Origin of the sequence: Acidobacterium sp. S8 (assembly GCF_009765985.1) — a bacterium.
In the GTDB taxonomy this organism is placed as follows: Bacteria; Acidobacteriota; Terriglobia; order Terriglobales; family Acidobacteriaceae; genus Alloacidobacterium.
In genome coordinates this window covers 1-23,813 of the sequence record NZ_LMUM01000018.1, presented here as the reverse complement: position 1 = coordinate 23,813, position 23,813 = coordinate 1, and the positions used below count along the sequence as shown (strand labels likewise).

Here is a 23,813-nt window from a genome sequence, read left to right as displayed (position 1 = left end):
AGTCAACAGTTGAGCCAAAGGGCACTTATCCGGAAAGGCGACTATTCGGCCGCGCGGCGAGAAGCCCGTTCTAACTAGGCCTTCGCCGCCAGCCTCAGCTGTATCTCGCGCATGACGATCGTCAAAACTTCAACCTCTTATTCCGCCTGCGCCAGCTCCGCAACAACTGCAGCAACTTTATCGAGTATCTCGATCCAGCCCTCCATTTGACCGCTATTTTTCGCGCTCTCCATGGGGTCATTTCCAATGAAGGTGAGTTTCGTCTGGCCGTTTCCGAGATCCTCAAAGAGGGTCACGTCGTAGGCACCGTCTATGGCCTCATGTTCTATTCCTAATTCCGCAGGATCGACCTTGTTTCCCTTCGAGTCCGAAAAGTACATGGAGGAAACGATCTTCTCGTGCAGAACAATCTCGTGGTATTCAACCGCATTCCAGCCGCAGAGCTGCCCATCCGGCGCATTCATGCAGCAGAGAAGTTTTCCTCCAACGCGAAAATCCATCTCGCAAACGGGCGCAGTAAAACCCTTAGGCCCCCACCACTGCATGATGTACTTCGGGTCTGTCCACGCCTTCCAGACCAACTCGCGTGGGGCATCAAAAACTCTTGTGACAACCATCCGCTCAATTTCGCTACCCGTGTCTTTTGCCATCCCTGGCCTCCTCTTTCTTCATTTGATTGACAACTGCTTCCAGTTTGTCGAAGCTCTCTTCCCAGAATCGGCGATAGGTGAACGCCCAGTCGCTGACTGTCTTAATCGCCTGTGGCCTCAGCGTGCACACACTCTCTCGTCCACGCTTCGTCTTGATCACAATCCGCGCCCGCATCAGGCAGGCGATATGTTTTGAAATCATCTGCTGCGAGAGTGCAAACGGTTCCGTCAATCCATGCACAGAGGCTGGCCCATGGGAGAGTCGCTCGATCATTGCCCGGCGGGTTGGATCAGACAAAGCCGCGAATGTTGTACTCAGATTATCCACAACCATATGGTTGTGCATTGTCTTGTCAATGTCAAGTGTGAATTTTGCGATTCTTGATTTCTGTTTCCTGATCCTGATCCGGACACCTGCGCTGATTGATACTCTGCGCAGGAGGGGCGAGCCGGCAGGGTTATGGCGCGGGCATCCGGGGCAGGAGGAATGGTTCCCAAAGATGACTCTCGAGAGAAGGGGCAAATGCGTTCATCTCCGGTCGGTCGCGGGAGTCGCTGAGTTCGGACTGGGCGGCAATCTGGTAGCGGACGCGTTCTATCCAACAGCGCGCGTCGATGGAGATGGCCAGCCGCTGAATGGAGCGAACAAGTATGTTCTGCACTTCGACAAGGGCCAGACGCCGCCGGTGAATGCGTTCTGGTCGCTGACGATGTACAACGCCAGGCAGGCTTTTGTGGCGAATCCGATCAACCGCTATGCGATTGGGGATCGGGACAAGCTGAAGTTCAACCCGGATGGGTCACTGGATATTTATGTTCAGCATGATTCGCCGGGGAAGGACAAGGAGTCGAACTGGCTGCCCGCGGATGCAGGATCGTTCAACGTGGTGATGCGGATGTACTGGCCCAAAGGAACTGCGTTCAACGGGACATGGAATCCTCCGCCGATCGAGAAGGTGAGCTAGGGCTAGGATTTAAGGAGCCGACGGTCGCCAAATCTGCGGTTTTATTCTTGTCAAGTAGTCAGCAGGATTTTAGCGCCGGAAGTAGCTGATTGGATTCGATATTCGTTATCACAACGAATGTCAGAATATTACGCTATGAAAAGCTAAAATGGAGATAGGGTCAAATGGAAGGGCCGAAAAATGGGCCGGAATGAGGGATCCCCTCGTAAGTGATTGAAAACATTAAAATCAACTTAAATCGCTTGGTTTCAAACTATTGAAAAATAAAGAAAAGCAAGACTACATAGGTAGGGGGAGGGGGGGGTAAGCCCCGCCCCCTGCACCTACAGCTTAGGCAGTTGCGTCGTATCCCATCCGCCGCCGAGCGCCTTGATCAGCAGTACGCTCGCGGCAAACTGCCGGGTAGTGATATCAGCCTGGGTCCGCTGATTGGTCAGCTGTGCAGTCTGTGCTGTCAGAACGTCAAGATATGTCACCAGCCCCTGCTTGTATCTCCGGGTGCTGATCTGCAGTGAACGCTCCGCGGCAGCCACAGCGGCCGTTTGTGTAGCGGACTCCTGTTCGAGAATGCGAAGTGAAGCCAGATTGTCCTCTACCTCCTGAAACGCGCTCAGCACGTTCTGGCGATAGTTGGCGACCGTAACTTCATAGTTGTCCCTCGCCTCTTCCGTAAGGGCATGGCGTCGGCCCGCGTCGAAGATCAGCTCCGAAGCCGATGCACCAAGCGCCCAGAGCGCGCTCGGCCCTTGAATCCATGTGCCTGCATTTCTGCTCTCGAAGCCGCCTATGCCGGAGAGCGTGACATTGGGATAGTAGGCCGCAATCGCCACGCCGATCTGCGCGTTCGCCGCGCCAGCGCGGCGCTCCATGCTGGCGATATCCGGACGCCGCTCCAGGAGTTCAGACGGCAGGCCCGGAGGAATCTGCGGAAGCTGCAGATTCAACGGCGCAGCCGAAAGGCTGAAGCTCGAAGCCGGCTCGCCGATCAGTGTGGCGATAGCGTGCTCGTACTGCGCGCGCGCCACGCCCACGTCGATATCCTGGGCGCGCGTGCTTTCGAGCTGAGTCTGTGCCAGCGCCACATCGGAATCGGTGGCCACGCCGCCCTTGAAGCGCGTCTGCGTGAGATGAAGATAATCGGCATACGAGGCAACGGTACTGTCGAGCAGTTGTTTCTGCAGATCGAGCCCGCGCAGCTCAAAGTAATCCTGAGCCAGCTCCGAGCGAACGCTTAGCTCCGCATTCGCCAGATCGGCAGCACTGGCCTGTGCTGAAGCGCGAGCCGCTTCGACCTGGCGGCGAATCTGCCCCCATAGATCGGGCTCCCAGTTCGCCTGGCCGGCAAGAGAGAAGTCGTTGTACTGGTAAGCGGAGCCGGGAACAGCCGTCGGGCGGTTCTGCGAGAGCCGCTGGCGCGAAACGCTTGGCCCCAGGCTCAGCGTGGGAAAATAACTCGCGCGAGACACCTGGATCGCCGCGCGCGCAGCGAAGTATTGCTCCGTCGCAGCCTTCAGCGTCTGGTTCGAAACCGCGACCTTTTCTTCCAGCGCATTCAACTGGGAATCGTTATAGATCTCCCACCATTTACCGCGCAGCACCTGGTCGCTCGGCTGCGCCTGCTTCCACGAGCCGTTCGGAATAGCCGGAGGAGGCACCGTCTCCTTGAACGCCGGAGCAGCAGGCGCCGTAGGCCGCTTATAGTCCGGCCCTACCGTGCATCCCGCAATGAGGACGCAAAGCGCAGCCGATCCGATAACTTGTAAAGGACGCACACTCATCACTTACCAGCCTGAGTTTTCTGGTCTGCCTGCGGATTCTGCTGCTGCGGCCGCACCACGTTGACTAACTCGCCGTCCACAATCGAATCAGGCGGATTCTGCACGACTTCATCATCGGCCTTCAGTCCCTGCGAGATTTCAACCACCCTGCCGTCATCCCGGCCAATCGTGATCGGCACAAGCTTCGCCTTCCCATTCACCACCGTGGCCACCTGTAAGCCCTGCGCACGGAAGATAAGCGCCGGCACCGGGATTACCAGCGATGGCTGCGCCTCATTCAGCTTGAAATGAACCTGCGCATAAGCGCCCGGAACCAGCTCGCCCTTGCGGTTGTCCACATCGACTTCAACCAGAAGCGTGCGCGATGCAGGATCGATCGCCCTCGAGGTGCGAACAATCTTCCCCTCGAAGTTCCGCCCCGGATATTGGTCGTAAGTAAGTTCGGCAGTCACTCCCGGCTTGCAGGCAAGAGAGTAGACCTGCGGGACATTCACATAGATGCGAAGCGTCTGCTCCGCGGCCATGTGGAACATTTCCCTGGCTGCGCCGGAATCGATCAGCTGCCCCACATCGATGCCGCGCGCCGTGACGATTCCGTCAAAGGGCGCATACACTTTTTCGAACGAGACCAGCTCCTGCAGCCGCTGCATATTTGCTACTGCGGATTTCACTTGCGTGTTCGAAGCCGAAGCCTGCGTGGTGAAGTTTTCCGTATCCTGCTGCGAAACCGCATTGTCTTTCAGCAAGTCCTGGTAACGCGAGGAAGTGGTCTGCGCATATTTGGAATTTGCTTGCGCCGTCAATAGATCGGCGTTTGCCTGAGCGAGTTGCTGATCCACTTCCGGACTTTCGATCTCCGCCAGCAACTGCCCCTTCTTCACATGCGCGCCGATATCGAAGTACCACTTCTTGAGATAGCCACTGGTCCGCGCATAGATCGGCGAATCCACATAAGCGAAAGTATTGCCCGGCAGAATCACCTCTTCCGTCGGCTTGCCCGGCTGCGGCTTCGCCACCTGCACATCGGGAGCAGCGAGAGCATTGGTGTCATCCTGTAGTTTGGTCTTGGCGCGTGCCCGGGGAATGATTCCGAGCACAGCGAGAACGGCAGCAATGATCACGACAACAATAAGAAAAAGAATTGCGCTGCCTTTCGACATAGGTGCAGCCGATTTTGCTTCAGGCGATTGATTCATGGCTTCCTAATTTTCCCCTCTCTCGGGCAGGGCTTTTTCAGTGCGTTCTTCTTTTTTACGACGTTTCTTTTCGCGCCATCCATGCAGGAGGCTGAAGAATGTCGGCACAAAAAATAGCGTTGAGATAGTTGCTAACAGCAGGCCGCCGATCACGGCGCGTCCCAGCGGAGCGTTCTGCTCGCCGCCATCGCCCAAGCCAAGCGCCATGGGCACCATGCCGATAATCATGGCGAGCGCCGTCATGATCACAGGGCGGAAACGCGTAAAGCCCGCAGCCAGCGCCGCCGCGGGAGCATCGCCCACGTTTTCCTCCAGCTGTTCGCGTGCAAAGCTGATGACAAGAATCGAATTGGACGTCGCCACGCCCATGCACATGATCGCGCCGGTAAGTGCGGGAACACTGATGCGCGTGTGCGTAATGAACAGGAACCAGACAATGCCGCACAACGCCGCTGGCAGAGCGGAGATAACGATAAACGGATCGAGCCACGACTGGAAGTTGACGACAATCAGCAGGTAGACCAGCAGAATCGAAAAGACCAGGCCGCTGATCAGACCGACAAACGAAGTCCGCATCGTCTGCACCTGCCCGCGTACCACAATCTGTGAGCCGCGTGGCAGCTTGCCTTTCATATCGGCAATGATCTTCTCAATCTGCTTATCCACGCTGGCCAGATCGCTGTTCGCGACATTGCCGTAAATATCGATGACCGGGGCGATGTTGTAGTGCGACACCGTCCCCATCTCCGATCCCGGACTGATCGAAGCAAGATTGCCAAGAATTTGGATCGGCGCGCCGCCCATAGGAGCATTAGGCGGAGTAGCCAGCGTACCCGCTCCATTGCTGGCGGCTGTCAGTGCCGAAGTGCCGCCGGTATTTCCGCCAGTGACAGGAATATTTCCTAGGTCCTGCAACGTATCGAGGTTATATTGCGGCGACTGGACGGCAATGCTATAGCTGACGCCCGTCTGCGGATTCAGCCAGAAATTCGGCGTCGTCTGAAAGCTGCCGCTCGTCGCCACCAGCAGGCTCTGCGCCACGTCTCTTTGCTGCAATCCGATCTGCTGCGCCTTGCTCCGATCGACGTTGATGACAAGGTGCGGATTGTCGAAGGGCTGCTGAATGCGCAGGTCCGTCGTACCGGGAACATACTTCACGCGGTTCAACATTTGCTCCGCGAATGAGCGATTGCCCTCAAGGTTCGGGCCGACCACCTGGATATCAATCGGTGCCGGGAGACCGAAGTTCAAAATCTGCGTCACCATATCCACCGGCAGCTCATAGAAAATCGTGCCGGGAAATCTGTGCGCCAGAATGGTTCTCAGCCTTTGTACATAAGCTTCGGTCGGATGGTGGTCTTCTGCGAGCGACACCTGGATATCGGCATCGCCCGGTCCGATCGGCGCAGAGTTGCTGTACGTCGTGTTAATGCCGCTATACGGAAGACCGATATTGTCGATAATCGTGACCAGCTCTTTTTTCGGGATCACTTCTCGAATGGTTTCATCCACCTCATCACAGAGCCGCGCTGTTTCCTCGATGCGCGTGCCGGTCTTGGCGCGCAGGTGCAGCTTGAACTGTCCAGCGTCTACCGAAGGGAAGAAGTCCTGCCCGAGGAACGGATACAAAAACACGGCAGAGCCGATACAAAAGAGCACAAACAAGATCAGGAAGATGCCGGCATAGTTAATGCACATCTCCAGGAGGTTGCGATAGCCGTGACGCAGCTTTTCAAAATAGTGCTCAAATCCACGCTGGAAGCGGACGAACGGGTTGCGACTCTTTTGTTTATTCTCGTGTGCGTCATCATCGTGCTCCTGCAACAGATATTTGGCCATCGTAGGAACGACGGTGCGCGAAAGCAGATAAGACGCCAGCATGGCGAAGACCACGGCTTCGGCCAGCGGCACGAAGAGGAATTTTGCCACGCCGGTGAGAAAGAACATCGGCACGAAAACGATGCAGATGGAGATGGTGGCAACAAAGGCCGGAACCGCAATCTGAGACGCGCCATCGAGAATCGCCTGCTCGACAGCTTTGCCCATCTCAATGTTGCGGTTGATGTTTTCAATTTCAACCGTGGCGTCGTCGACCAGGATGCCGACGGCCAATGCAAGGCCGCCGAGCGTCATAATGTTGATCGTCTCGCCGAGGGCGCTCAGCACCAGCAACGAGGAAAGAATCGAAAGCGGAATCGACACTGCGATAATCAGCGTGCTGCGCCAGCTGCCAAGAAAGACGAGGATCATGATTCCCGTCAGGCAGGCTGCAATAATTGCTTCCCGGACGACCCCGTCGATCGAGGCGCGAACAAAAACAGATTGGTCGCCCAGCGGAGTAATTTTCAAGGCAGGCGAAAGCTGCGCTTTCACCCCCGGAAGCTTCGTCTGTATGCCCCCGACAATATCGAGAGTCGACGCGTCTCCGGTCTTAATGACGCTCAGCAGCGATGCGCGCTGGCCATCCACGCGGACGATATTGGTTTGCGGAGGGAATCCGTCGCGCACATGGGCTACATCGCGGATGTAGACGATCGCCCCATTCACAGCGCGAATAGGCAGATCGTTCAGCTCGCTTACCTTGTCGGGCGCGCTGTTGGTTTCAATCTGATATTCAAATTGCGATACCTTCGCCGTGCCGGAAGGCAGAATCAGGTTCTGCGTCGAGATCGCACTCACCACATCGGTAGGTGAAAGCCCTTTAGACTGGAGCGCCTGCAGGTTGAGATCGACCTGCACCTGGCGCTGCTTGCCTCCGTAGGGATACGGAATGCCCGCGCCATTCACCGTGACAAGCTGTGTGCGGATAAAGTTCAGGCCGTAGTCGTTTAACTGCTGCTCAGACAGTCCTTCGCCGGAAAGACCAAGCTGAATAATCGGCACGCTCGACGCACTGTACTGCATCACCAACGGAGGCGTGGTTCCCTGCGGCAGCTGCCGCAACTGCGTTTGCGCGATAGCCGCAACCTGGGCCACGGCCATCGCGATGTTGACCTTGGGCTGGAAAAAGATCTTGATAACGCCGATGCCGTTCAGCGATTGCGATTCGATGTGCTCAATGTCATTGACCGTTGTGGTCAGCGTGCGCTCGCTTTGAAAAACAATGCGCTGCGACATCTGCTCCGGCGATAGCCCGGTGTACTGCCACACCATCGCGACTACAGGAATATCAATATTCGGAAAAATATCCGTCGGCGTCCTCATGATCGAGATCGGCCCGAGGATCAGCAGGAGCAGGGCAAAGACAGCAAATGTATATGGCCGTCGCAGTGCGAGGCGGACTATCCACATGGTTCGTCAATCTCTCCTGCAGCCTTTTTCTGAAGGCTGCATTCTGGGACAACGCGGCCTCACGTCTGAGGGCATGCCGCAACAAAGGAATGAAACGAGCCAGGCATTTCAGGCGGTTCGTTCCACAGGTACTCGTCTTGATTGAGTTGCCTTTTCCAGTAAGCCTGACCCCATCGGGTCAGATATGTGAACTACTTCATTTTAACGGTAGACGATCCAGCCTGCGAAAAAGCCGATTCGAAAGGGCGAACAGCCTTTTCTTATTGCGATGTAATCGGGTGGACCTTCGATTCAGAAATATGACCGGTCAGTCTATTTTAAAGATTCATCTTCTTGAAAACAGCATTCGGTATGGAGCGAATCATGAGCATGATCAGCGCCCATATCGGTGGCAGATAAGCAACATCCTTGCGCTTTCTGATTGCCTTCAGAATCCCGTCGCCAATGCCGGAAGGGTGCGCGAATAGCGCATTCTGGTCCAGGTGAGCCGTCATCGGTGTGGCTACGAAGCCCGGCTTGATGGTCAGTACGTGAACTCCGCTGCGGTCGATGCGGTTGCGCACCCCGTCAAGAAAGACATTCAGCGCGCCCTTCGATGCTCCGTACACATAATTACTCTTCCGTCCGCGGTCGCCTGCCACCGAAGAGATCACAGCAAGGGTTCCCTGCCGAGTCTGCTCAAAGTAATTCGCCAGCCAGGTAATCAGAGAGACGGCCGAAAGAAAATTCGTCTTCAGAATCGCTTCCGCCGCCGCGTAATCAGATTGTGCCTTCTCTTGGTCGCCCAGTACGCCATGAGCAAGCAATGCCATGTCGATGGTCCCGAGCTTTTGCGCAGCATCCGCCAGCATAGAGCCATGCGCGTCGGTATCGTCCAGATCCATAAGATGCGTGAACACGGCTCCCGCGCCGCGTGTCTGCAGGTCGGCAGCTACAGCAGCCAGCTTTCGCGGATCGCGTGTCACCAGATAAAACTGCGCGCCCTGTGCAGCCAGCGGACGCATCACGCCGCTGGCAATAGCTGAAGTGGCTCCAAGAACCAGAATGCGGGAAGGAAGCTGGCGCTCGGTTCTAGCCACGGGCCGTCACCCTCTCCCAGAACGCCGAACTGAAGGCCGGATCGATGTAGCGCGCAAATGCCTGCCACTGCGGATAGAAGGATTGAAATTCCTCCGCGGTCATGCGCGCGTCTTTCGCGGGATACATCCTGCCGCCGTGCTCCTGGGTAATGCGGGCGAGCCGGTCAAGAAGATCGAAGCTGACCTCCGTGCGAATCGGGAAGTCCAGCGCAAGTGTAATGCCCGGCGCAGGGAACGACATCATGCCCGGCGAAGGAACATCGCCAAACACCTTGAGCACAGCGAGAAACGAAGCAAGTCCGCTAGCCGTAATGGCCTTGAGAATCTTGACGATGCCCATCTGGTGATCTGCCTCCCACGGCAGCACGCATTGAAATTGCAGCAGGCCGCTCTTGCCGTACATCCGGTTCCATTGCAGCAGGCTGTCCAGCGGATAAAAGAACGGCTCGTAGTCCACGAGGCCGGTTTTCTCCTTCGCCCGCTGCTTGTTGTAATACAGGGTGTTAAAAAGGCTGACGGAAAAGCGGTTCAGCGCGAACTCAGGCAGATCGAGCGGTAGCGTCAGCCATGGTCTTTTACTCGGAGTAAGCTCTCCCGGCATGCTGCTGTGGTCGCCCTGCATATAGATGCCCCGGGCGAAGTTGTTGCCCGTCGCCGCGCAATCGATCCACGCCACCGTGTATACGGGCTGAGCGCTTGCCTGGGACAACGCCACAAATTCATCGATACCGATGAACTTTGTGCCTCTATATTGAATTGCGCGCGAGACGATCGGACGCAGGCGAATTTCAGCCCAGCTGATAAGCCCTGTCAGCCCCATGCCCCCGATAGTCGCCGAAAACCAGTCCGCATTTTCCGTCGCGCTGCAGACGAAGCGCGCCCCGTCAGAGCGCACCAGTTCGAAGCGCGGTACGTGGCATCCGAAAGTCCCCGCCACATGATGATTCTTGCCATGAATATCGTTGGCGATAGCTCCGCCCACGGTCACATATTTCGTTCCCGGCGAAACTGGCAGGAAAAAGCCGCGCGGTACAGCGAAATCCAAAATCTCAGCCAGCGTCACCCCAGCTTCGCAGCACAAAATCCCGGTCTGCGGATCGAAATGAAGCAGCCGGTCCATGCCCCGCGTCTTCAGCAGCGTCCCGCCGTCCAGCAGGCAGACATCCCCATAACTGCGCCCCGCTCCTACCGGCAGCAGCTTTGTCGCGGGCGGTTTAGCAAGAGGGAAGTCAGTCGTCCAGCTCAACGGGACGACATTGGCGTGCAGCCTGGGATATCGGCCCCAGGACTCAAATTTCGGCTGCGGATTGCGTGGCATTCTTCTCCATCCTAAAGGATGAATCAGAGCGCAGCGAAGATTACGATGGTCGCCGCGACAATTCCGACCAGCAGGCTGATGCGGTCCGTGACCGCGAAGATCACCGGATCCTCATCCATCTCGCCGCGCGAAGCCAGCAGCCACACACGGCTCAGCCAGAACAGCATCAGAGGCACCATCAGCCACATGCGAACAGGGTGCGCATACAGCTTTGTCGTGCTGCTTCCATTGATGTAAAGCGAAAACACCACGACAGCAGCATAAGCGCTCGCCGTTCCGAAACTGCGCAGCTGTTCGATGTCGGCGACCAGGTAGCCGCGTCCATTCGATGGATGATGCCCCTGCTCCCGCAGGTTCTGTAGCTCGCTGAATCTCTTCACCATGGCAAGCGAGAAAAAGAGGAAGACTGAGAAGCCCGCAAGCCACGTTGAAATATCTGTGCGCGTTGCCGCTCCCCCAGCCAGCAATCGAACCGTGTAGAGCCCTGACAGCATAAGGACATCCACCAGCACGACTCTCTTCAGCAACAGCGAGTAGCTCAGCGTGCAAACCAGATAAACCCCAAGCCACAGCAGAAATTCACCGGGCAACAGGAGAGCCCCTGCAAAAGCCGCAGCCAGGAATAAAATGCAGATCACCAATCCTGTAGAAGCTTGTAAATCTCCAGCCGCAAATGGGCGATAGCGCTTCTTTGAATGCCTGCGATCCGCATCAATATCCAGCAGGTCGTTGATGATATAAGTTCCCGACGCGCAGAGGCTGAAGCAGAAAAAAGCCAGAATCGCCTTCAATGCCAGTGGCACATTGATCACATGGGCCAACAGCACCGGCACGAAGATCAGTACGTTCTTCGCCCATTGGTGCAGCCGGATCGCCTTCAGCAGCGACTTCCTTAGCGGGGAACGGTCTTCAAAATGACGCTGTATGCGAATGTTGCGTGATCGAACCTGCGGCAGCAGCGATCCGTGCGGATTAGCCAGCATCGCCTCTCCTGCATGCTCCAGAAGTGGCAGATCAGGCCGGGCATTTCCGATGTAGTCGTAGCCCGCCTCGCCAAACTTCGACTGCAAGCCAGCCAGCTTGTGATTGCCGATAAGGTTGGTGCTCCCATCGCTGGCCAGCACGCCGGTAAAAATTCCCAGGTGGTCGGCAATGCGCCGGGCAAGCCTCGTATCGGCGCCGGTCGCAAGGTAAATACTCCGGCCCATTCCGCGCTCTTCTTCGAGAAATGCGAGCAGGGAACGGTTGTAGGGCAGGTTAGCGACATCGAGCGAGACGTGTTCGCTCACCTTTGCCTTCAGAGCGGCCTTGCCATCCAGAACCCAGCGAAAAACCTTCAGAGCGCTCCCCGGCTGCGTTCGCATCAGCACCAGCAGCGAATCCACCAGCGTATCGCTCTTCACCAGAGTCCCGTCCAGGTCAACGCAGAGCGGTCTGCTGGTTCTTATCTCTGGTTCTGCCGCTATTTGTGACTCTTTTAGCAAGGATTCTCCAACTTCGATTATCGCCCGAGGAGGCTGTTGAGCATAAGCCGGAAAGTGTTCGCGGCACTTCTTTACACTAAGAACAATGGACGACGATAAGGCGCAACACTCCGGTATTCCATCCTGGACGACGATGCTTGTCCTGCTTTTTCTGGCGATCTTCGCCGCGATCGGGATCGCCTACTGGGCGCTCTATCCCTTCTTCCATCGTCACTGATTCCGGCTTACGAACTCTGCGCGCGTTCCGCGAGCAGAATCGGAATTCCATCCTCAATTGGATACTTGCGTCCGCATGATAAGCACAGCACTCTGCCGGCCTCCAGCCTCAGAGCGCCATGGCATACGGGACAGGCCAGCATGGCCAGTGTCGCAGAAAGTCCTTCTTCCGTCATCTCAACAGTGTACGCATCCTTTACCATGGCTTATAGATGACAACGCCACGCATACTAGACGGAAATGCAATCGCCACACAGATCAAGGCCGAAGTCGCCGCTGAAGTGAAAGAACTGGCAGTGCAGGGCATCCGCCCCGGCTTGTCCGCCGTGCTCGTCGGCCACGTGCCCGCTTCAGAAATTTATGTGCGCAGCAAGGTACGTACCTGCGAAGAGCTTGGCCTCTATTCCGATCTCATCACGCCGCCCGACACAATCACCACCGAAGAGATGCTCGAGCTTGTCGCGCAGCTCAACGCCCGCGAAGATATCGACGGCATCCTCATCCAGCTTCCGCTGCCGAAGCAGGTCAATGCCAAGCTGTTGCTCGAAGCCGTCTCCCCGGCCAAGGATGTTGATGGCTTCCATCCCGTCAACGTGGGCCGCATCCAGAGCGGCCAGCCCGCGCTCGCGCCGTGTACTCCCGCAGGCATGATCGAAATGCTCAAGCGCAGCGGCATTCCCATCGCCGGGCAGAACGCCGTCGTCATCGGCCGCAGTGATATCGTGGGCAAGCCTATCTCGATTCTGCTGCTGCAGCAAAACGCCACCGTTACCATCTGCCACAGCAAGACACGCGATCTTCCCAGCTTCACCCGCAACGCCGATATTCTCGTCGCAGCCATCGGGCGTCCCGGCTACGTTACGCCGGAGATGGTCAAGCCCGGCTCGACCATTCTCGATGTAGGCATCAACCGCATCACCACGCGCGAAGATTTCGACAAGTACTTCGCCGGCAACACCAGGCGCGAAGAGACCTTCCTCCTCAAAGGCTCGACCCTCGTCGGCGACGTGCACCCCGAAGCCTTTAAGCTCGCCGGCGCTTATACTCCCGTTCCCGGCGGAGTCGGACCGCTCACCATCGCCATGCTCATGTCGAACACCGTGCGGGCCGCCAAGCTGCGGCGTGGGCTTACCCTCTAATTCAATGCTGCGCGTAGGACTCACAGGCGGACTGGGCAGCGGCAAAAGTACCGTCGCCCGGTTCTTTGCCGCGCACGGAGTGCACACGATTTCGGCAGATGACGTAGGCCGTCGGCTCATGCAGCCCGGCGAGACCGTCTATCGGCAGATCGTCGACCACTTCGGACCTGAAGTCCTCCGCGAAAACGGCTCTCTCAATCGTCCGAAGCTTGCCGACCTCGCTTTTCGCCAGGGCCGCCTCGATGAATTGAATCGCATCGTTCATCCCGCCGTCATAGCTGCGCAGGAAGCATGGGCGAACGACGTTTTCAGCCGCGACTCGAAAGCGATTGCCATGATCGAATCGGCGCTGATCTTTGAAGCCAGCCATTCCGGCAGCGTCCCCGAATGGCACAAACGCTTCGATCGCATCGTTCTCGTCACCGCCCCGGATGATTTGAAGATCCAGCGCTTTCTGGAGCGTCTCACCGCCGGAGCTTCGCTCGATCCGGAAAAACTCAAAACCCTGGAACAGGATGCCCGTGCGCGTCTCGCCGCGCAGATTCCGGACCAGCAGAAGATCCCACTCGTCGACGACGTGATCGATAACAGCAGCACACTTGAAGAAACGCAGCGTCAGGTTGACGCCATCTTTACTCGTCTTCAACATGCAGCGAGCACCCGCTGATCGAGTTCCACTGTAGATGAAGTTAAGAAGGGTAGAACCACCGGGCTTCAGCCCGGTGAAAAAGATCGGCTCCGAACGAGGCTTTAGCCCCGGGATTTCAACTCTATACCGATCACCTGTCCCGCCCGGAATGAGAGCATGTCAACGGAAGACCACTTAAAATAGAAGATGATACTTCTGACAGGCTGATAAGGTTTCGCCTGTCGATACAGAATATGTGAACGGAAGATTGTCATGACTTTTCGCAGAATTGTTTTGGTGCTCTTGCTGGTAGGTGGTTTTCTCTATCTCATCAACCGCAGCCGTTCGGTAAATCCGTCGATGCCCGCCATCGCCACCGGCCCCCTGCACCTCACCGAAGCTCATGCCGCGCCTGAATACGATTCTGAGGAGATGAACAACATCTCAGTCTACAAAAAGGCCATGCCCTCGGTGGTAAACATCACGGCAACGGCTGTTGCTTACGACTTTTTCTACGGCCCAGTGCCCCATCAGGGTCAGGGCTCCGGCTTCATCCTCAATAAAGAAGGTCGGATCCTTACCAATTATCACGTCATCGAAAGCTCGCAGCAGGTCGAAGTCACCACCTCCGATAAGCATCGCTACAAAGCGCGCGTCATTGCTACCGATCAGCATCACGATCTCGCGCTGCTCCAGATTACTGCTCCGAATCTTGTGCCCGCCGTCCTTGCCGACTCGGCAAATCTCGTTGTCGGCCAAAAGGTCTATGCCATCGGCAATCCTTTCGGACTCAGCGGCACCATGACGACCGGCATCATCAGCGCCAAGCGCTCAATCCGTGGACCCGCAGGCGACCTCATCGACAACGCGATTCAGACCGACGCCGCCATCAACCCCGGCAACTCCGGTGGCCCGCTGCTCAACTCCCGTGGAGAAGTCATCGGCATTACCTCGCTCATCGCAACCAACCCCAATCAGGGTGTCGATCAAAACGCAGGCATCGGCTTCGCCATTCCCATCGATACCGCAAAGGCTGTTCTCGGCGACTTCGCCCGGTACGGACACGTCCGCCGGCCCTCGCTCGGCATCCTCTCCTATCCCATCGGCCCCGACCTGGCCGATCAGATGGGCCTCTCCGCCGACTACGGCGTGCTCATCCAGCGCGTGCTGCCCGGCGGTCCCGCCGAGCGTGCCGGACTGCGCGGTGGCAATCAGACCGCGTATCTCGGCAACACGCAGATTTACCTCGGCGGTGATCTCATCGTCGGCATTGACGACCAGCAGGTCGCCAGCACCCAGGACATCGACGAAATTATGGATCACCATCAGGTAGGCGACGTCATCACCGTCACCGTCTTCCGCGGACGTCGCAAGCTGACAACGCGCATCACCCTCGGCGACGCAGGCGACCGGACGGCGTAAGCCCAAATCTATGAAGCAAAGCGGCCAGCTCGATATCACCCGGTTGCGGGTCCTCGACGGCGGCATGGCCACCGAATTGGAGCGCCTCGGTTGCGATATCAGCGGGCCACTGTGGTCGGCGCATGTTCTCGCTGACAATCCTGAGACGATCGAAGCAGTCCACCTCAGCTATCTCGAGTCCGGGGCAGACTGCATCCTTACCTCCAGCTATCAGGTCTCAGCAATGGGCTATGCGGAATCAGGCCAGCCTCCCGAAACCGCAGCCGCGGCCTTGCGCCAGTCCGTAGGTTTAGCTGTCGCCGCGCGAGAGAAGTATCGAAAGCAATCGCAGCGCCCCATCTGGATCGCCGCCTCGCTTGGCCCATACGGCGCAGCTTTGCACAACGGCTCGGAATACCACGGAAACTACGACGTCTCCCTCGCCGATCTTGTCCGCTTCCACGCCGAACGCCTGGCTGTCATCGAAACCACTGAAGCTGATTTTGCCGCCCTTGAATCCATCCCTTCGCTCGAAGAAGCGGAAGCCATCGTCGAAGCCCTGCACCGGCATCCCGCAATTCATGGCTGGCTTTCCTTCACCTGCAAAGACGCCGGGCACGTCTCCCACGGAGAAAAACTGGCTCACTGCGCCGAGTTGCTCGACCGGCAGAAGCAGATCATCGCCATCGGCATCAACTGCACCCAGCCAAAATTCATCCTTCCCCTCATCGCAGAGCTCAAACAGGCGACCCAAAAGCCCATCGTCGTCTATCCAAACTCCGGCGAAGGCTGGGACGCCGAACACCGCTGCTGGACGGGAACCTCTGATGCGGCGGGTTTTGCCCAGCTTGCCCGGGAATGGTCCGCTGCCGGGGCGCAGATTATCGGCGGCTGCTGCCGAACCGGCCCGGAACACATCCGCGCCATCCGCAAGGCTCTCACAGAAAAGTAAAATCCCCCGGGCGCCCCATTCTGAGTGAAGCGAAGGGTGAGGGAAGGGTGCCAGGCTAGCACTCGAGTGCCCCATCCTTTCGCGCCGTTGCGAAAGGGTGGGAAAGCCTCCAAATCATGCGACAATAGAGTTGTAACCGCCATGAAATCAGAATCGCTCCCCGCGGCTCCGCAGGCCGCTACCGTTACCTCTGAGCTTCTGGCTCAGCACAGCATCACACCTTCAGAATATGAGCGCATCGTCGCAGCTCTCGGACGTACGCCCAGCCTCACCGAGCTGGGGATTTACAGCGTCATGTGGAGTGAGCACTGCTCCTACAAATCATCTCGCGTACATTTGAAGCGGCTGCCCACCAAAAGTGATCGCGTCGTGCAGGGCCCCGGCGAGAACGCGGGCATCATCGACGCAGGCGACGGATGGGCCTGTGCTTTCAAGATCGAGTCGCACAATCACCCCTCCTACATCGAGCCCTTTCAGGGAGCAGCCACCGGCGTCGGCGGCATCCTGCGCGACATCTTCACCATGGGTGCGCGTCCGCTCGCAGTGATGGACTCGCTGCGCTTCGGACCCCTCACGGAAAGCAAAAGCACGCCGCGGGAAGTTATTCACAAGAACCATTCCATCGTCGAAGGCGTAGTCCACGGCATCGCCGCATACGGCAACTGCTTCGGCGTTCCCAATCTCGGCGGCGAAACCCGTTTTGAAGAGTGCTATTCCGGCAATCCGCTCGTGAATGCCTTTGCCCTCGGCCTCGTGCGCCGTGACGAAATCTTTTACGCCAAGGCCACCGGCATCGGAAATCCCGTGATCTACGTCGGAGCCAAGACCGGGCGCGACGGCATCCACGGCGCGACCATGGCCAGCGAAGAGTTCAAGGAAGGCTCGGAGCAGAAGCGCCCCAACGTTCAGGTGGGCGATCCATTCATGGAAAAGCTCCTCCTCGAAGCCTGCATCGAAGCCATGAAGACGGGAGCCATCGTCGGCATTCAGGATATGGGCGCAGCAGGCCTCACCTCTTCCAGTTGCGAAATGGGCGCGCGCGGCGGCGTCGGCCTCGAAATGAATCTCGACCACATCCCGCAGCGCGAAACCGGCATGACAGCCTACGAAATGATGCTCAGCGAATCGCAGGAGCGCATGCTCCTCGTTGCCGACAAGGGCCGCGAGCAGGAAGTCCTCGACGTCTTCGCCAAGTGGGGCCTTGATGCCACCATCGTCGGCACCGTGATTGCAGAGCCTCGCCTTCGCATCCTGCATCACGGCGAAATCGAAGCCGACATTCCTAACACGTCGTTGACCGATGAAGCGCCTCTCTACCATCGCCCCGTTGGCGAGTGGAAAGCGCCGGTTCCCGCAGAGCCGACCAAGAGCGCCCTCGACAAACTAGGCTACGAAGATCAGTCCTCGACCCGCAACCACACCGATGACCTTCGTACCCTGCTTGCTTCCGCAAACATCTGCTCCAAGCGCTGGGTGCATGAGCAATACGACTCGATGGTGCAGACCAACACCGTGCAGGGCCCCGGCGCGGAAGGCGGCGTCATGCGCATCAAGGGAACAAAGCGTGGCCTGTCGATGGCGCTTGATGGCAATGGCCGCTGGTGTTATCTCGATCCGAAGCTCGGCGCATCGCATGCAGTCGCTGAAGCAGCGCGTAAAGTCGCCTGCACAGGCGCGACGCCTGTAGCCGCCACCAACTGCCTCAACTTCGGCAATCCGGAAAAGCCTGAGATTATGGCGCAGCTTTCCAACGCCATCGATGGCATCTCCGAAGCCTGCATCGCCCTGGGCACGCCCGTCACCGGCGGCAACGTTTCGCTCTACAATGAGACACGCGGCGAAGGCATCTATCCCACGCCCGTCCTCGGCATCGTCGGCATTATCGAAGATGTAGCAAAGACGGTCCCCGCAGCCTTTCAAAAAGCTGGCGATTCGGTTCTCCTCATCGCCCCGGCAAAACTGCCCACCATCGAGGACCGTCTGCGCGAATTCGGCTCCTCCGAATATGCGAAGACTATTCTAGGTGAGCTGTGGGGAACACCACCCTCGCTCGACCTCAGCGCAGAAGCCGCATTGCAAAAATGTCTGGCTGAGTTCGCCGATGCCGGCCTGCTGCACTCCGCCCGTGATATCTCCGACGGCGGCATCGCAGTTACTCTCGCAGAAGGCTCCTTCGAAAATGGAATCGGCGTAAGCGCGCACCTGCAGGAAGGTCCGGATCTGCCTATCGCATGGCAGCTCTTCAGCGAAACCGCGACACAGGTCATCGTCACCTGCGACGCAGCGGCAGTCGAAAAAATTAGAGCAATCGTCAGCAAACATAATAGCTTGCTGGTACAAAACATCGGCGAAACAGTGAAAGATCGCTTCCGCATCCAGGTCAACGGCAAAACAGTGATTGACGAAAGCGTTCACGGACTGCAGCATGTTTGGGCCGGCGCTCTCGAAGCCAAACTCTACGATGAGGTGCTCGCGTGAGCCGTCTGATGTTCGAAGGCGTCCCCGGAATCGCCGAATCGAACGACGAATTGAATTTGTCATCCCGACCGGAATTGCAAAGCGAAGTAGTGGAGAGATCTGCGGTTGTTTCTCCATCCACGAAAACCCGGGTGCCCCACGTTCGCGGAGCTAACGTGGGTGGTCCGCAGGACGATAAACTTCGCGAAGAATGCGGCGTCGTCGCCGTCCACGGCCATCCTGACGCAGCCCGACAGGTCTATCTTGGCCTCTACGCGCTTCAGCATCGTGGACAGGAATCCGCAGGCATCGCCACCGCCGACGGCACCAATCTCTCGAACATCAAGGGCATGGGCCTCGTCGCCGACATCTTCACCGAAGAAGTCCTCGCAAAACTTCCCGGCGATATGGCCATTGGCCACACGCGCTATTCCACCACTGGCGATTCAGCCCTTCTGAACGCCCAGCCCATTCGCGTTGATTCGACTAAAGGCCTCATCGCCATCGCGCACAACGGCAACCTCGTCAATCTTGGCAACGTGCGCGCAAAGCTTGAGCGCGAAGGCGCATTTTTCCAGACCACCAGCGATTCCGAAATCATCGTGCAGCTCATCGCGCACTCGAAAGAGGGCACGCTGGTCGATGCCATCGCCGACTCGTTGCGACAAGTCGATGGCGCATTTTCGATCGTCATGATGACTCGCGACCGCGTCTTCGCCGCTCGCGACCCACGCGGCTTCCGCCCGCTTTCGATGGGCCGCATCGTCAATCCCGATGGCCCCGACACCATCGTCTTCGCCTCGGAAACCTGTGCCTTCGATCTGCTTCGCGCAAAATACGAGCGCGACGTGCAGCCGGGTGAGCTTGTCATGGTCACGCGCGACGGCGTCACCTCGCGCCACTATTCCACGGGCGTTCCGCAATCGAGCTGCATCTTCGAGCACGTCTACTTCGCGCGGCCTGACAGCAAAATCTATAACCGCTGGGTGCAGGAGAGCCGCGAAGAGATGGGCCGCCAGCTTGTCCGCGAATCGCACGTCGAAGCCGATCTCGTCGTTCCCGTACCCGACAGCGGTGTGACCGCAGCCATCGGATACGCCGCCGAAAGCGGTATTCCATTCCGCTTCGGGCTTATCCGCAATCACTATGTAGGTCGCACCTTCATCGAGCCCGAGCAGCGTGTGCGCGACTTCGGGGTCAAGCTCAAGCTCAACCCTGTTCGCAATCTGCTCGAAGGCAAGCGCATCATTCTTGTCGATGACTCCATCATCCGCGGCACCACCAGCCGCAAGATCGTGCGTATGGTGCGCGCAGCCGGAGCGAAAGAAGTACACCTCCGCATCAGCTGCCCGCCGACCATCTCACCATGCTTCTATGGTGTAGACACGCCGCGCAAAAAAGATCTGATCGCAGCCAATAACTCCGTCGAAGAGATTCGCCGCTTCATTGAAGCTGACTCGCTCGCCTATTTGTCACTCGATGGGTTACAAAAGGCATGCGACGGCGGAGAAGGCAATCAATACTGTGTCGCCTGTTACACCGGCAACTATCCCACCGAGTGGGTCGATGTCGAAGATATCCTGCCCGCCGCTGTTGCCAGATAGGTTTCCCTCCACGCAACCTCAAGCCGCCGTCGTGCTTCCCATTCTCTGGAGGTAAGCACGATGGCGACAAAAAAGAAATCAAGCTCCCGCAAATATGGAAAGGCTGCTGGTAAGTCCGTCGAGCGCGAGATGGACGCAATGAAGAAAGGCAAGCTGAAGAGCGGCCGCAGCAAGAAGAAGGTCACAAGCCGCAAACAGGCAATAGCGATCGGTCTCTCCGAAGCCCGTAAGGCCGGGGCCAAAGTACCCGCGAAGAAAAAATCAGCGGCGAAGAAATCGACTGCTTCAAATAAGTCGGCGGCAAAGAAATCGACAGCCAAAAAGACTACTGCGAAAAAAGCTGCGAAGAAGTCATCGAAAAAATAGCGCCTGCAGTACAGGCGCTATTTCTATCAATCATTTCTTTTCGAAGATATAGCGAAAAAAGAAAGAACGTCATTCTGAGCGCAGCGAAGAATCCAGAGAATGCTTGCGGTCCCGAACGCAATACAAGGATTTCAAACAGGATCCCTACTTACGCACAACTGGTTCAGTTCGCGTTTCAGTAATTCCCACCCATCGTTATTCTGAGCCGAAGGCAAAGAATAACCGAGAACTCTGGACGGGCTCTTCCCACGCTCACAGCTATAGCAAAAGGTTGACCTATTCGCTCTTCGTGGTTGAGGTAGTGGAAGCCGGTGCCGAAGCACTGCTCTCAGCAGATGACGCGGCAGGCTTGCTCTCCGTCTTCGCCGCGCTGCCGTCACTCGATCCCGCTGCAGGAGCTTTCTTCCCGCTCTTGCCCGCATAGTCGGTCACATACCAACCCGAGCCCTTAAACTGCACCGCTGGCGCGGACAGCAGCTTTTCTACCTCGCCGCCGCAGACCGGGCAGACCTTTTCTTCCGGAGCGCTAAAGCTCTGAATCTTTTCAAACTGGTGCCCACACGCCTTACACCGGTATTCATATAACGGCACGGATAACTCCCCTCAACGTCTTGTTCTATTCTATCTGCCGCTCGGATGATGAGCAGCAGGTTCGGCCTTCGTCTCCGCCATCGCCTGGTCAATCAACTCATAAAGCCGGGTGCGGTCCACCACTTCCACAAACGGTGAGCCGCTCGTTTTATTCGTCACGATCCAGATCGTCGGAGTATGTTGAATCCCGATGCTCTGCCCCAGGTCGTAATCCGCCTTCACTTGAGCGGCCAGCTTGCCTTGCGGATCGACGACAAACGGAAAAGCCAGCTGATGCTCCTGGGCAAACTTCTGCGCGAAAGCGCGCAACTGGTCCTGCGTCGTAATGCTCGCCTGGTTGGCGAAAACAGCATCGCGGAAATCGTCGCCCAGCTTCTTCGACTTTGTATCGAACCACCGCGCATCCACCGCCGCGTCAAAGCTCCACGTGTGGAAGGGAAGCGGAAAATCATGGCGCACCCACGGAATGTGGTATTTCTCTGCGGCTTCCTTTAGCAGCGGATTCGCACGCGCGCAATCGGGACACTCAAGATCTTCAAATTCGTAAATGGCCACGCGCGCGCCAGTTGGTGGACGCAGCACCTTGGCGTTGTGAACCGGCGTCGTAGGCGCAGCCGAAGGATTCGAAAACTGTGCTCCAGCCGTCAGCGAGAAGAAAACAGCGGTAGCAACAATCACATAAGGTCTGAGTAGAAATCGCGAATATGCAGGCATGCAGGTAGGTTCGTTCCATTTAATTCTAGCGGATGCGACAAAACAGAGCACCTCGTAGACCCGCTCCCGCACGCAACCGCGCCGTCATTCTGAGCGCAGCGAAGAATCCAGAGAATACCAGCGGTGCAAAACGCAGTACAAGGATTTCAGACAAGATCCCCTAGCCCAAATCCAAACAGAGCCCCATAGCCTTAGACCGTCTTCAATTATCCTGATCACATGGATTGCATCTTCTGCAAAATTATCGCTGGAACGATCCCCTCCAAAAAACTTTACGAGGACGATCGCGCCTTCGCCTTCGCCGACATCGATCCGAAAGCGCCGGTGCACGTATTAATCGTGCCGAAGAAACACATCCCCTCGCTCGCAGAGGCTGAATCAGGAGACGAAGCTTTGCTCGGGCACCTTCAGCTTGTCGCAAAACAACTGGCCGCCGAGCACAATCTCAGTAACGGATACAGAACTGTCTTGAACTCCGGTGAGGAAGCGGGGCAGACAGTCTTTCATCTCCACCTGCATCTCATCGGTGGCCGCCAGATGAACTGGCCTCCCGGCTAAAATCTCACGCTACTGTTGCTTCAGCGCCGCAGCGGATGAACTGAACATATCCACGTTTACCTGGTCCACCACTGCAGTCCCCGTATCGATAAATACCGGGAACGGCGAGAAGGTATCCACGCTGTAGTCGCTGCGCAGAGTCTTCGGCCCGTCATGGTAAATCAGATCGAGCTGCTTCAATCCGATATATCCCATCGTGTAAGGCTTCTGCGCAATCGTCGCATCGATGGTTCCATCCTTGATCAGCTTCAGCGTGTCGGGATCCACATCCATGGCAATCAGCAAACGGTTCTTTGCGTTCTGATTCTTCTGCACAGACGCCACCTCTTTACCGGCTGAAGCCTCAAGGCAAACAAAAGCGTCGATCTTCTTATCGCCCGTCTGCAGCATGTACTGCTGAGTCTTGTCGAAAGCCGCAGTAGATTCGCCCTTGATATCGACCACCTCCACCGTCTTGATGCCCGGATGATCGGCGAAAACTTCCTGATATCCCTTGAAGCGTTCATCAAGATTCGGCTGGCCCGGCATTGAGAAGAACACCACGTTGCCCTTGCCGCCCGGCAGCTTGTCGACAACGCGCTGGCCGCCTAGATGCCCGGCTTCCAGGTTGTTGGTGCCGATAAAGAACAGGCGATGGCTGTGCGGTGCATCCGAGTCCATCGTGATGATGGGAATACCAGCATCGATCCCGGCATTGATCTCCGATTGAAAACTCGCAGCATCGGCAACCGAAATTAATATCCCTGATGGTTTGGCGGCAATCGCATGCTGCAGTTCCGTCAATTCCGCTTGCGGATCGTAATTGTCCGGACCGACCACTTTGGCTACCACGTGATATTCACCGGCAGCCTGGTTAAACCCTGTGACTGCGGTCTGCCAATAGGCGAGCTTCAGGTTGTTGGCGATCAGGTAAAAAGTCTCGGAGTGCGAATGACGCCGGCACCCGGTAATGGCTAGTAAAGCGACGGTCGTGGACAGCAGAAGTACTTTCCCGGCCTTTTGCATAGGGACCTCGCAAGTAAGATGCGCGTCCGGCTCATCGAGATTTTGGCCAGTACTGCCAATTATGCACCGATGGCCTCATACAAAGCTCCATCGAGCCGCCACGCGATACGCGGGACGAATTGTACTCCAGTTACAAAAAGATTGCTTTCCCCACCCTCTATCCATCATGCGAGATAGCTGCGATGAGAGTATCGGGACATCCTATACGTCTTAGACCGGAGACATCGTTTACAAGCTTCCTCGCGGCGAAAGCAGCGCTGGTTGCGGTTTGCGGCCCCCTTGGCCGGTCTTCAGATACGTGGTAGCCGCCGTCGTAGCCGTGGAAATGTGGGAATCCACGCATGGATTTCAAAGGGGGTCTGGGAAGATTCTCTCTCGCACTTCAAGCATTTTTTTCTCTTTAGGGGTGTCCAGAGGGGAT

Annotated in this window: 22 protein-coding genes; 10 read left to right on the top strand and 12 right to left on the bottom strand. The window is 57.2% G+C overall.

The window, feature by feature from the left end:
* Positions 1-137: 137 nt before the first annotated feature.
* Together GSQ86_RS06170 and GSQ86_RS06165 are read right to left on the bottom strand one after the other, a co-directional pair.
* Positions 138-650 (bottom strand): SRPBCC domain-containing protein, encoded by a 513-nt coding sequence (locus GSQ86_RS06170; RefSeq protein ID WP_158749091.1) that lies wholly within the window; start codon positions 648-650, stop codon positions 138-140.
* A complete protein-coding gene (locus GSQ86_RS06165) occupies positions 631-996 on the bottom strand; it encodes a helix-turn-helix transcriptional regulator (protein ID WP_254062186.1) in 366 nt (121 codons plus the stop codon). Before GSQ86_RS06165 ends, GSQ86_RS06170 begins: the two co-directional genes overlap by 20 nt.
* A 154-nt stretch (positions 997-1,150) precedes the next feature.
* Here GSQ86_RS06165 and GSQ86_RS06160 point away from each other — a divergent pair, with 154 nt between their 5' ends.
* The gene (locus tag GSQ86_RS06160; protein WP_216841031.1) at positions 1,151-1,615 is read left to right on the top strand and encodes a DUF1214 domain-containing protein; all 465 of its coding nucleotides are present in this window, start codon (positions 1,151-1,153) and stop codon (positions 1,613-1,615) included.
* A 323-nt stretch (positions 1,616-1,938) separates the two neighbouring features.
* Here the strand turns inward: GSQ86_RS06160 and GSQ86_RS06155 are convergent, their stop codons facing one another.
* The 6 genes from GSQ86_RS06155 to GSQ86_RS06130 all read right to left on the bottom strand — a co-directional run bounded on the left by GSQ86_RS06155 (position 1,939) and on the right by GSQ86_RS06130 (position 11,761).
* Positions 1,939-3,393: an efflux transporter outer membrane subunit gene (locus tag GSQ86_RS06155; RefSeq protein ID WP_158749089.1), complete on the bottom strand. Its 1,455-nt coding sequence runs from the start codon at positions 3,391-3,393 to the stop codon at positions 1,939-1,941.
* Positions 3,393-4,589: an efflux RND transporter periplasmic adaptor subunit gene (locus GSQ86_RS06150; protein ID WP_158749088.1), complete on the bottom strand. Its 1,197-nt coding sequence runs from the start codon at positions 4,587-4,589 to the stop codon at positions 3,393-3,395. Before GSQ86_RS06150 ends, GSQ86_RS06155 begins: the two co-directional genes overlap by 1 nt.
* A 6-nt stretch (positions 4,590-4,595) precedes the next feature.
* Positions 4,596-7,880: an efflux RND transporter permease subunit gene (locus GSQ86_RS06145; protein WP_158749087.1), complete on the bottom strand. Its 3,285-nt coding sequence runs from the start codon at positions 7,878-7,880 to the stop codon at positions 4,596-4,598.
* Between the two features lie 317 nt (positions 7,881-8,197).
* A complete protein-coding gene (locus tag GSQ86_RS06140) occupies positions 8,198-8,959 on the bottom strand; it encodes an SDR family oxidoreductase (protein ID WP_254062185.1) in 762 nt (253 codons plus the stop codon).
* The gene (locus GSQ86_RS06135; RefSeq protein ID WP_158749086.1) at positions 8,952-10,277 is read right to left on the bottom strand and encodes an FAD-binding oxidoreductase; all 1,326 of its coding nucleotides are present in this window, start codon (positions 10,275-10,277) and stop codon (positions 8,952-8,954) included. The genes GSQ86_RS06140 and GSQ86_RS06135 overlap by 8 nt, the downstream gene beginning before the upstream one ends.
* Before the next feature lie 23 nt (positions 10,278-10,300).
* Positions 10,301-11,761 carry a UbiA family prenyltransferase gene (locus tag GSQ86_RS06130; protein ID WP_254062184.1) on the bottom strand — a complete coding sequence of 487 codons (1,461 nt, stop codon included), beginning with the start codon at positions 11,759-11,761 and terminating at the stop codon, positions 10,301-10,303.
* Positions 11,762-11,846: 85 nt separating this feature from the next.
* Here GSQ86_RS06130 and GSQ86_RS23655 point away from each other — a divergent pair, with 85 nt between their 5' ends.
* The gene (locus GSQ86_RS23655; protein WP_256366820.1) at positions 11,847-11,978 is read left to right on the top strand and encodes a hypothetical protein; all 132 of its coding nucleotides are present in this window, start codon (positions 11,847-11,849) and stop codon (positions 11,976-11,978) included.
* A gap of 7 nt (positions 11,979-11,985) precedes the next feature.
* Here GSQ86_RS23655 and GSQ86_RS23815 read toward each other — a convergent pair whose 3' ends face one another.
* On the bottom strand, positions 11,986-12,120 hold the full coding sequence (locus tag GSQ86_RS23815; protein WP_371720330.1) for a Trm112 family protein: 135 nt from the start codon (positions 12,118-12,120) through the stop codon (positions 11,986-11,988).
* Positions 12,121-12,189: 69 nt separating this feature from the next.
* Here GSQ86_RS23815 and GSQ86_RS06120 point away from each other — a divergent pair, with 69 nt between their 5' ends.
* The 7 genes from GSQ86_RS06120 to GSQ86_RS06090 all read left to right on the top strand — a co-directional run bounded on the left by GSQ86_RS06120 (position 12,190) and on the right by GSQ86_RS06090 (position 20,524).
* The gene (locus GSQ86_RS06120; protein ID WP_158749084.1) at positions 12,190-13,116 is read left to right on the top strand and encodes a bifunctional 5,10-methylenetetrahydrofolate dehydrogenase/5,10-methenyltetrahydrofolate cyclohydrolase; all 927 of its coding nucleotides are present in this window, start codon (positions 12,190-12,192) and stop codon (positions 13,114-13,116) included.
* Positions 13,100-13,783 (top strand): dephospho-CoA kinase, encoded by a 684-nt coding sequence (coaE, locus tag GSQ86_RS06115; RefSeq protein ID WP_254062183.1) that lies wholly within the window; start codon positions 13,100-13,102, stop codon positions 13,781-13,783. The genes GSQ86_RS06120 and coaE overlap by 17 nt, the downstream gene beginning before the upstream one ends.
* A 234-nt stretch (positions 13,784-14,017) precedes the next feature.
* Positions 14,018-15,166 (top strand): S1C family serine protease, encoded by a 1,149-nt coding sequence (locus tag GSQ86_RS06110; protein WP_158749082.1) that lies wholly within the window; start codon positions 14,018-14,020, stop codon positions 15,164-15,166.
* A 10-nt stretch (positions 15,167-15,176) separates the two neighbouring features.
* Entirely contained in the window at positions 15,177-16,097 is a 921-nt protein-coding gene (mmuM, locus tag GSQ86_RS06105) for a homocysteine S-methyltransferase (RefSeq protein WP_158749081.1), read from the top strand.
* Between the two features lie 141 nt (positions 16,098-16,238).
* Positions 16,239-18,575 carry a phosphoribosylformylglycinamidine synthase subunit PurL gene (gene purL, locus GSQ86_RS06100; RefSeq protein ID WP_158749080.1) on the top strand — a complete coding sequence of 779 codons (2,337 nt, stop codon included), beginning with the start codon at positions 16,239-16,241 and terminating at the stop codon, positions 18,573-18,575.
* Positions 18,572-20,158, top strand: a complete 1,587-nt coding sequence (gene purF, locus GSQ86_RS06095; RefSeq protein WP_254062182.1) for an amidophosphoribosyltransferase — start codon at positions 18,572-18,574, stop codon at positions 20,156-20,158. Before purL ends, purF begins: the two co-directional genes overlap by 4 nt.
* A gap of 60 nt (positions 20,159-20,218) precedes the next feature.
* Positions 20,219-20,524: a DUF6496 domain-containing protein gene (locus GSQ86_RS06090; RefSeq protein ID WP_158749079.1), complete on the top strand. Its 306-nt coding sequence runs from the start codon at positions 20,219-20,221 to the stop codon at positions 20,522-20,524.
* Between the two features lie 276 nt (positions 20,525-20,800).
* Here GSQ86_RS06090 and GSQ86_RS06085 read toward each other — a convergent pair whose 3' ends face one another.
* Together GSQ86_RS06085 and GSQ86_RS06080 are read right to left on the bottom strand one after the other, a co-directional pair.
* Positions 20,801-21,115 carry an FmdB family zinc ribbon protein gene (locus GSQ86_RS06085; protein ID WP_158749078.1) on the bottom strand — a complete coding sequence of 105 codons (315 nt, stop codon included), beginning with the start codon at positions 21,113-21,115 and terminating at the stop codon, positions 20,801-20,803.
* Positions 21,116-21,145: 30 nt separating this feature from the next.
* A complete protein-coding gene (locus tag GSQ86_RS06080; protein WP_158749077.1) occupies positions 21,146-21,829 on the bottom strand; it encodes a thioredoxin domain-containing protein in 684 nt (227 codons plus the stop codon).
* A gap of 219 nt (positions 21,830-22,048) precedes the next feature.
* Between GSQ86_RS06080 and GSQ86_RS06075 the strand changes: the two genes are divergently transcribed.
* A complete protein-coding gene (locus GSQ86_RS06075) occupies positions 22,049-22,387 on the top strand; it encodes a histidine triad nucleotide-binding protein (RefSeq protein ID WP_158749076.1) in 339 nt (112 codons plus the stop codon).
* 9 nt (positions 22,388-22,396) lie between these two features.
* Here GSQ86_RS06075 and GSQ86_RS06070 read toward each other — a convergent pair whose 3' ends face one another.
* Positions 22,397-23,392 carry a substrate-binding domain-containing protein gene (locus GSQ86_RS06070; protein ID WP_158749075.1) on the bottom strand — a complete coding sequence of 332 codons (996 nt, stop codon included), beginning with the start codon at positions 23,390-23,392 and terminating at the stop codon, positions 22,397-22,399.
* Positions 23,393-23,813: the final 421 nt, after the last annotated feature.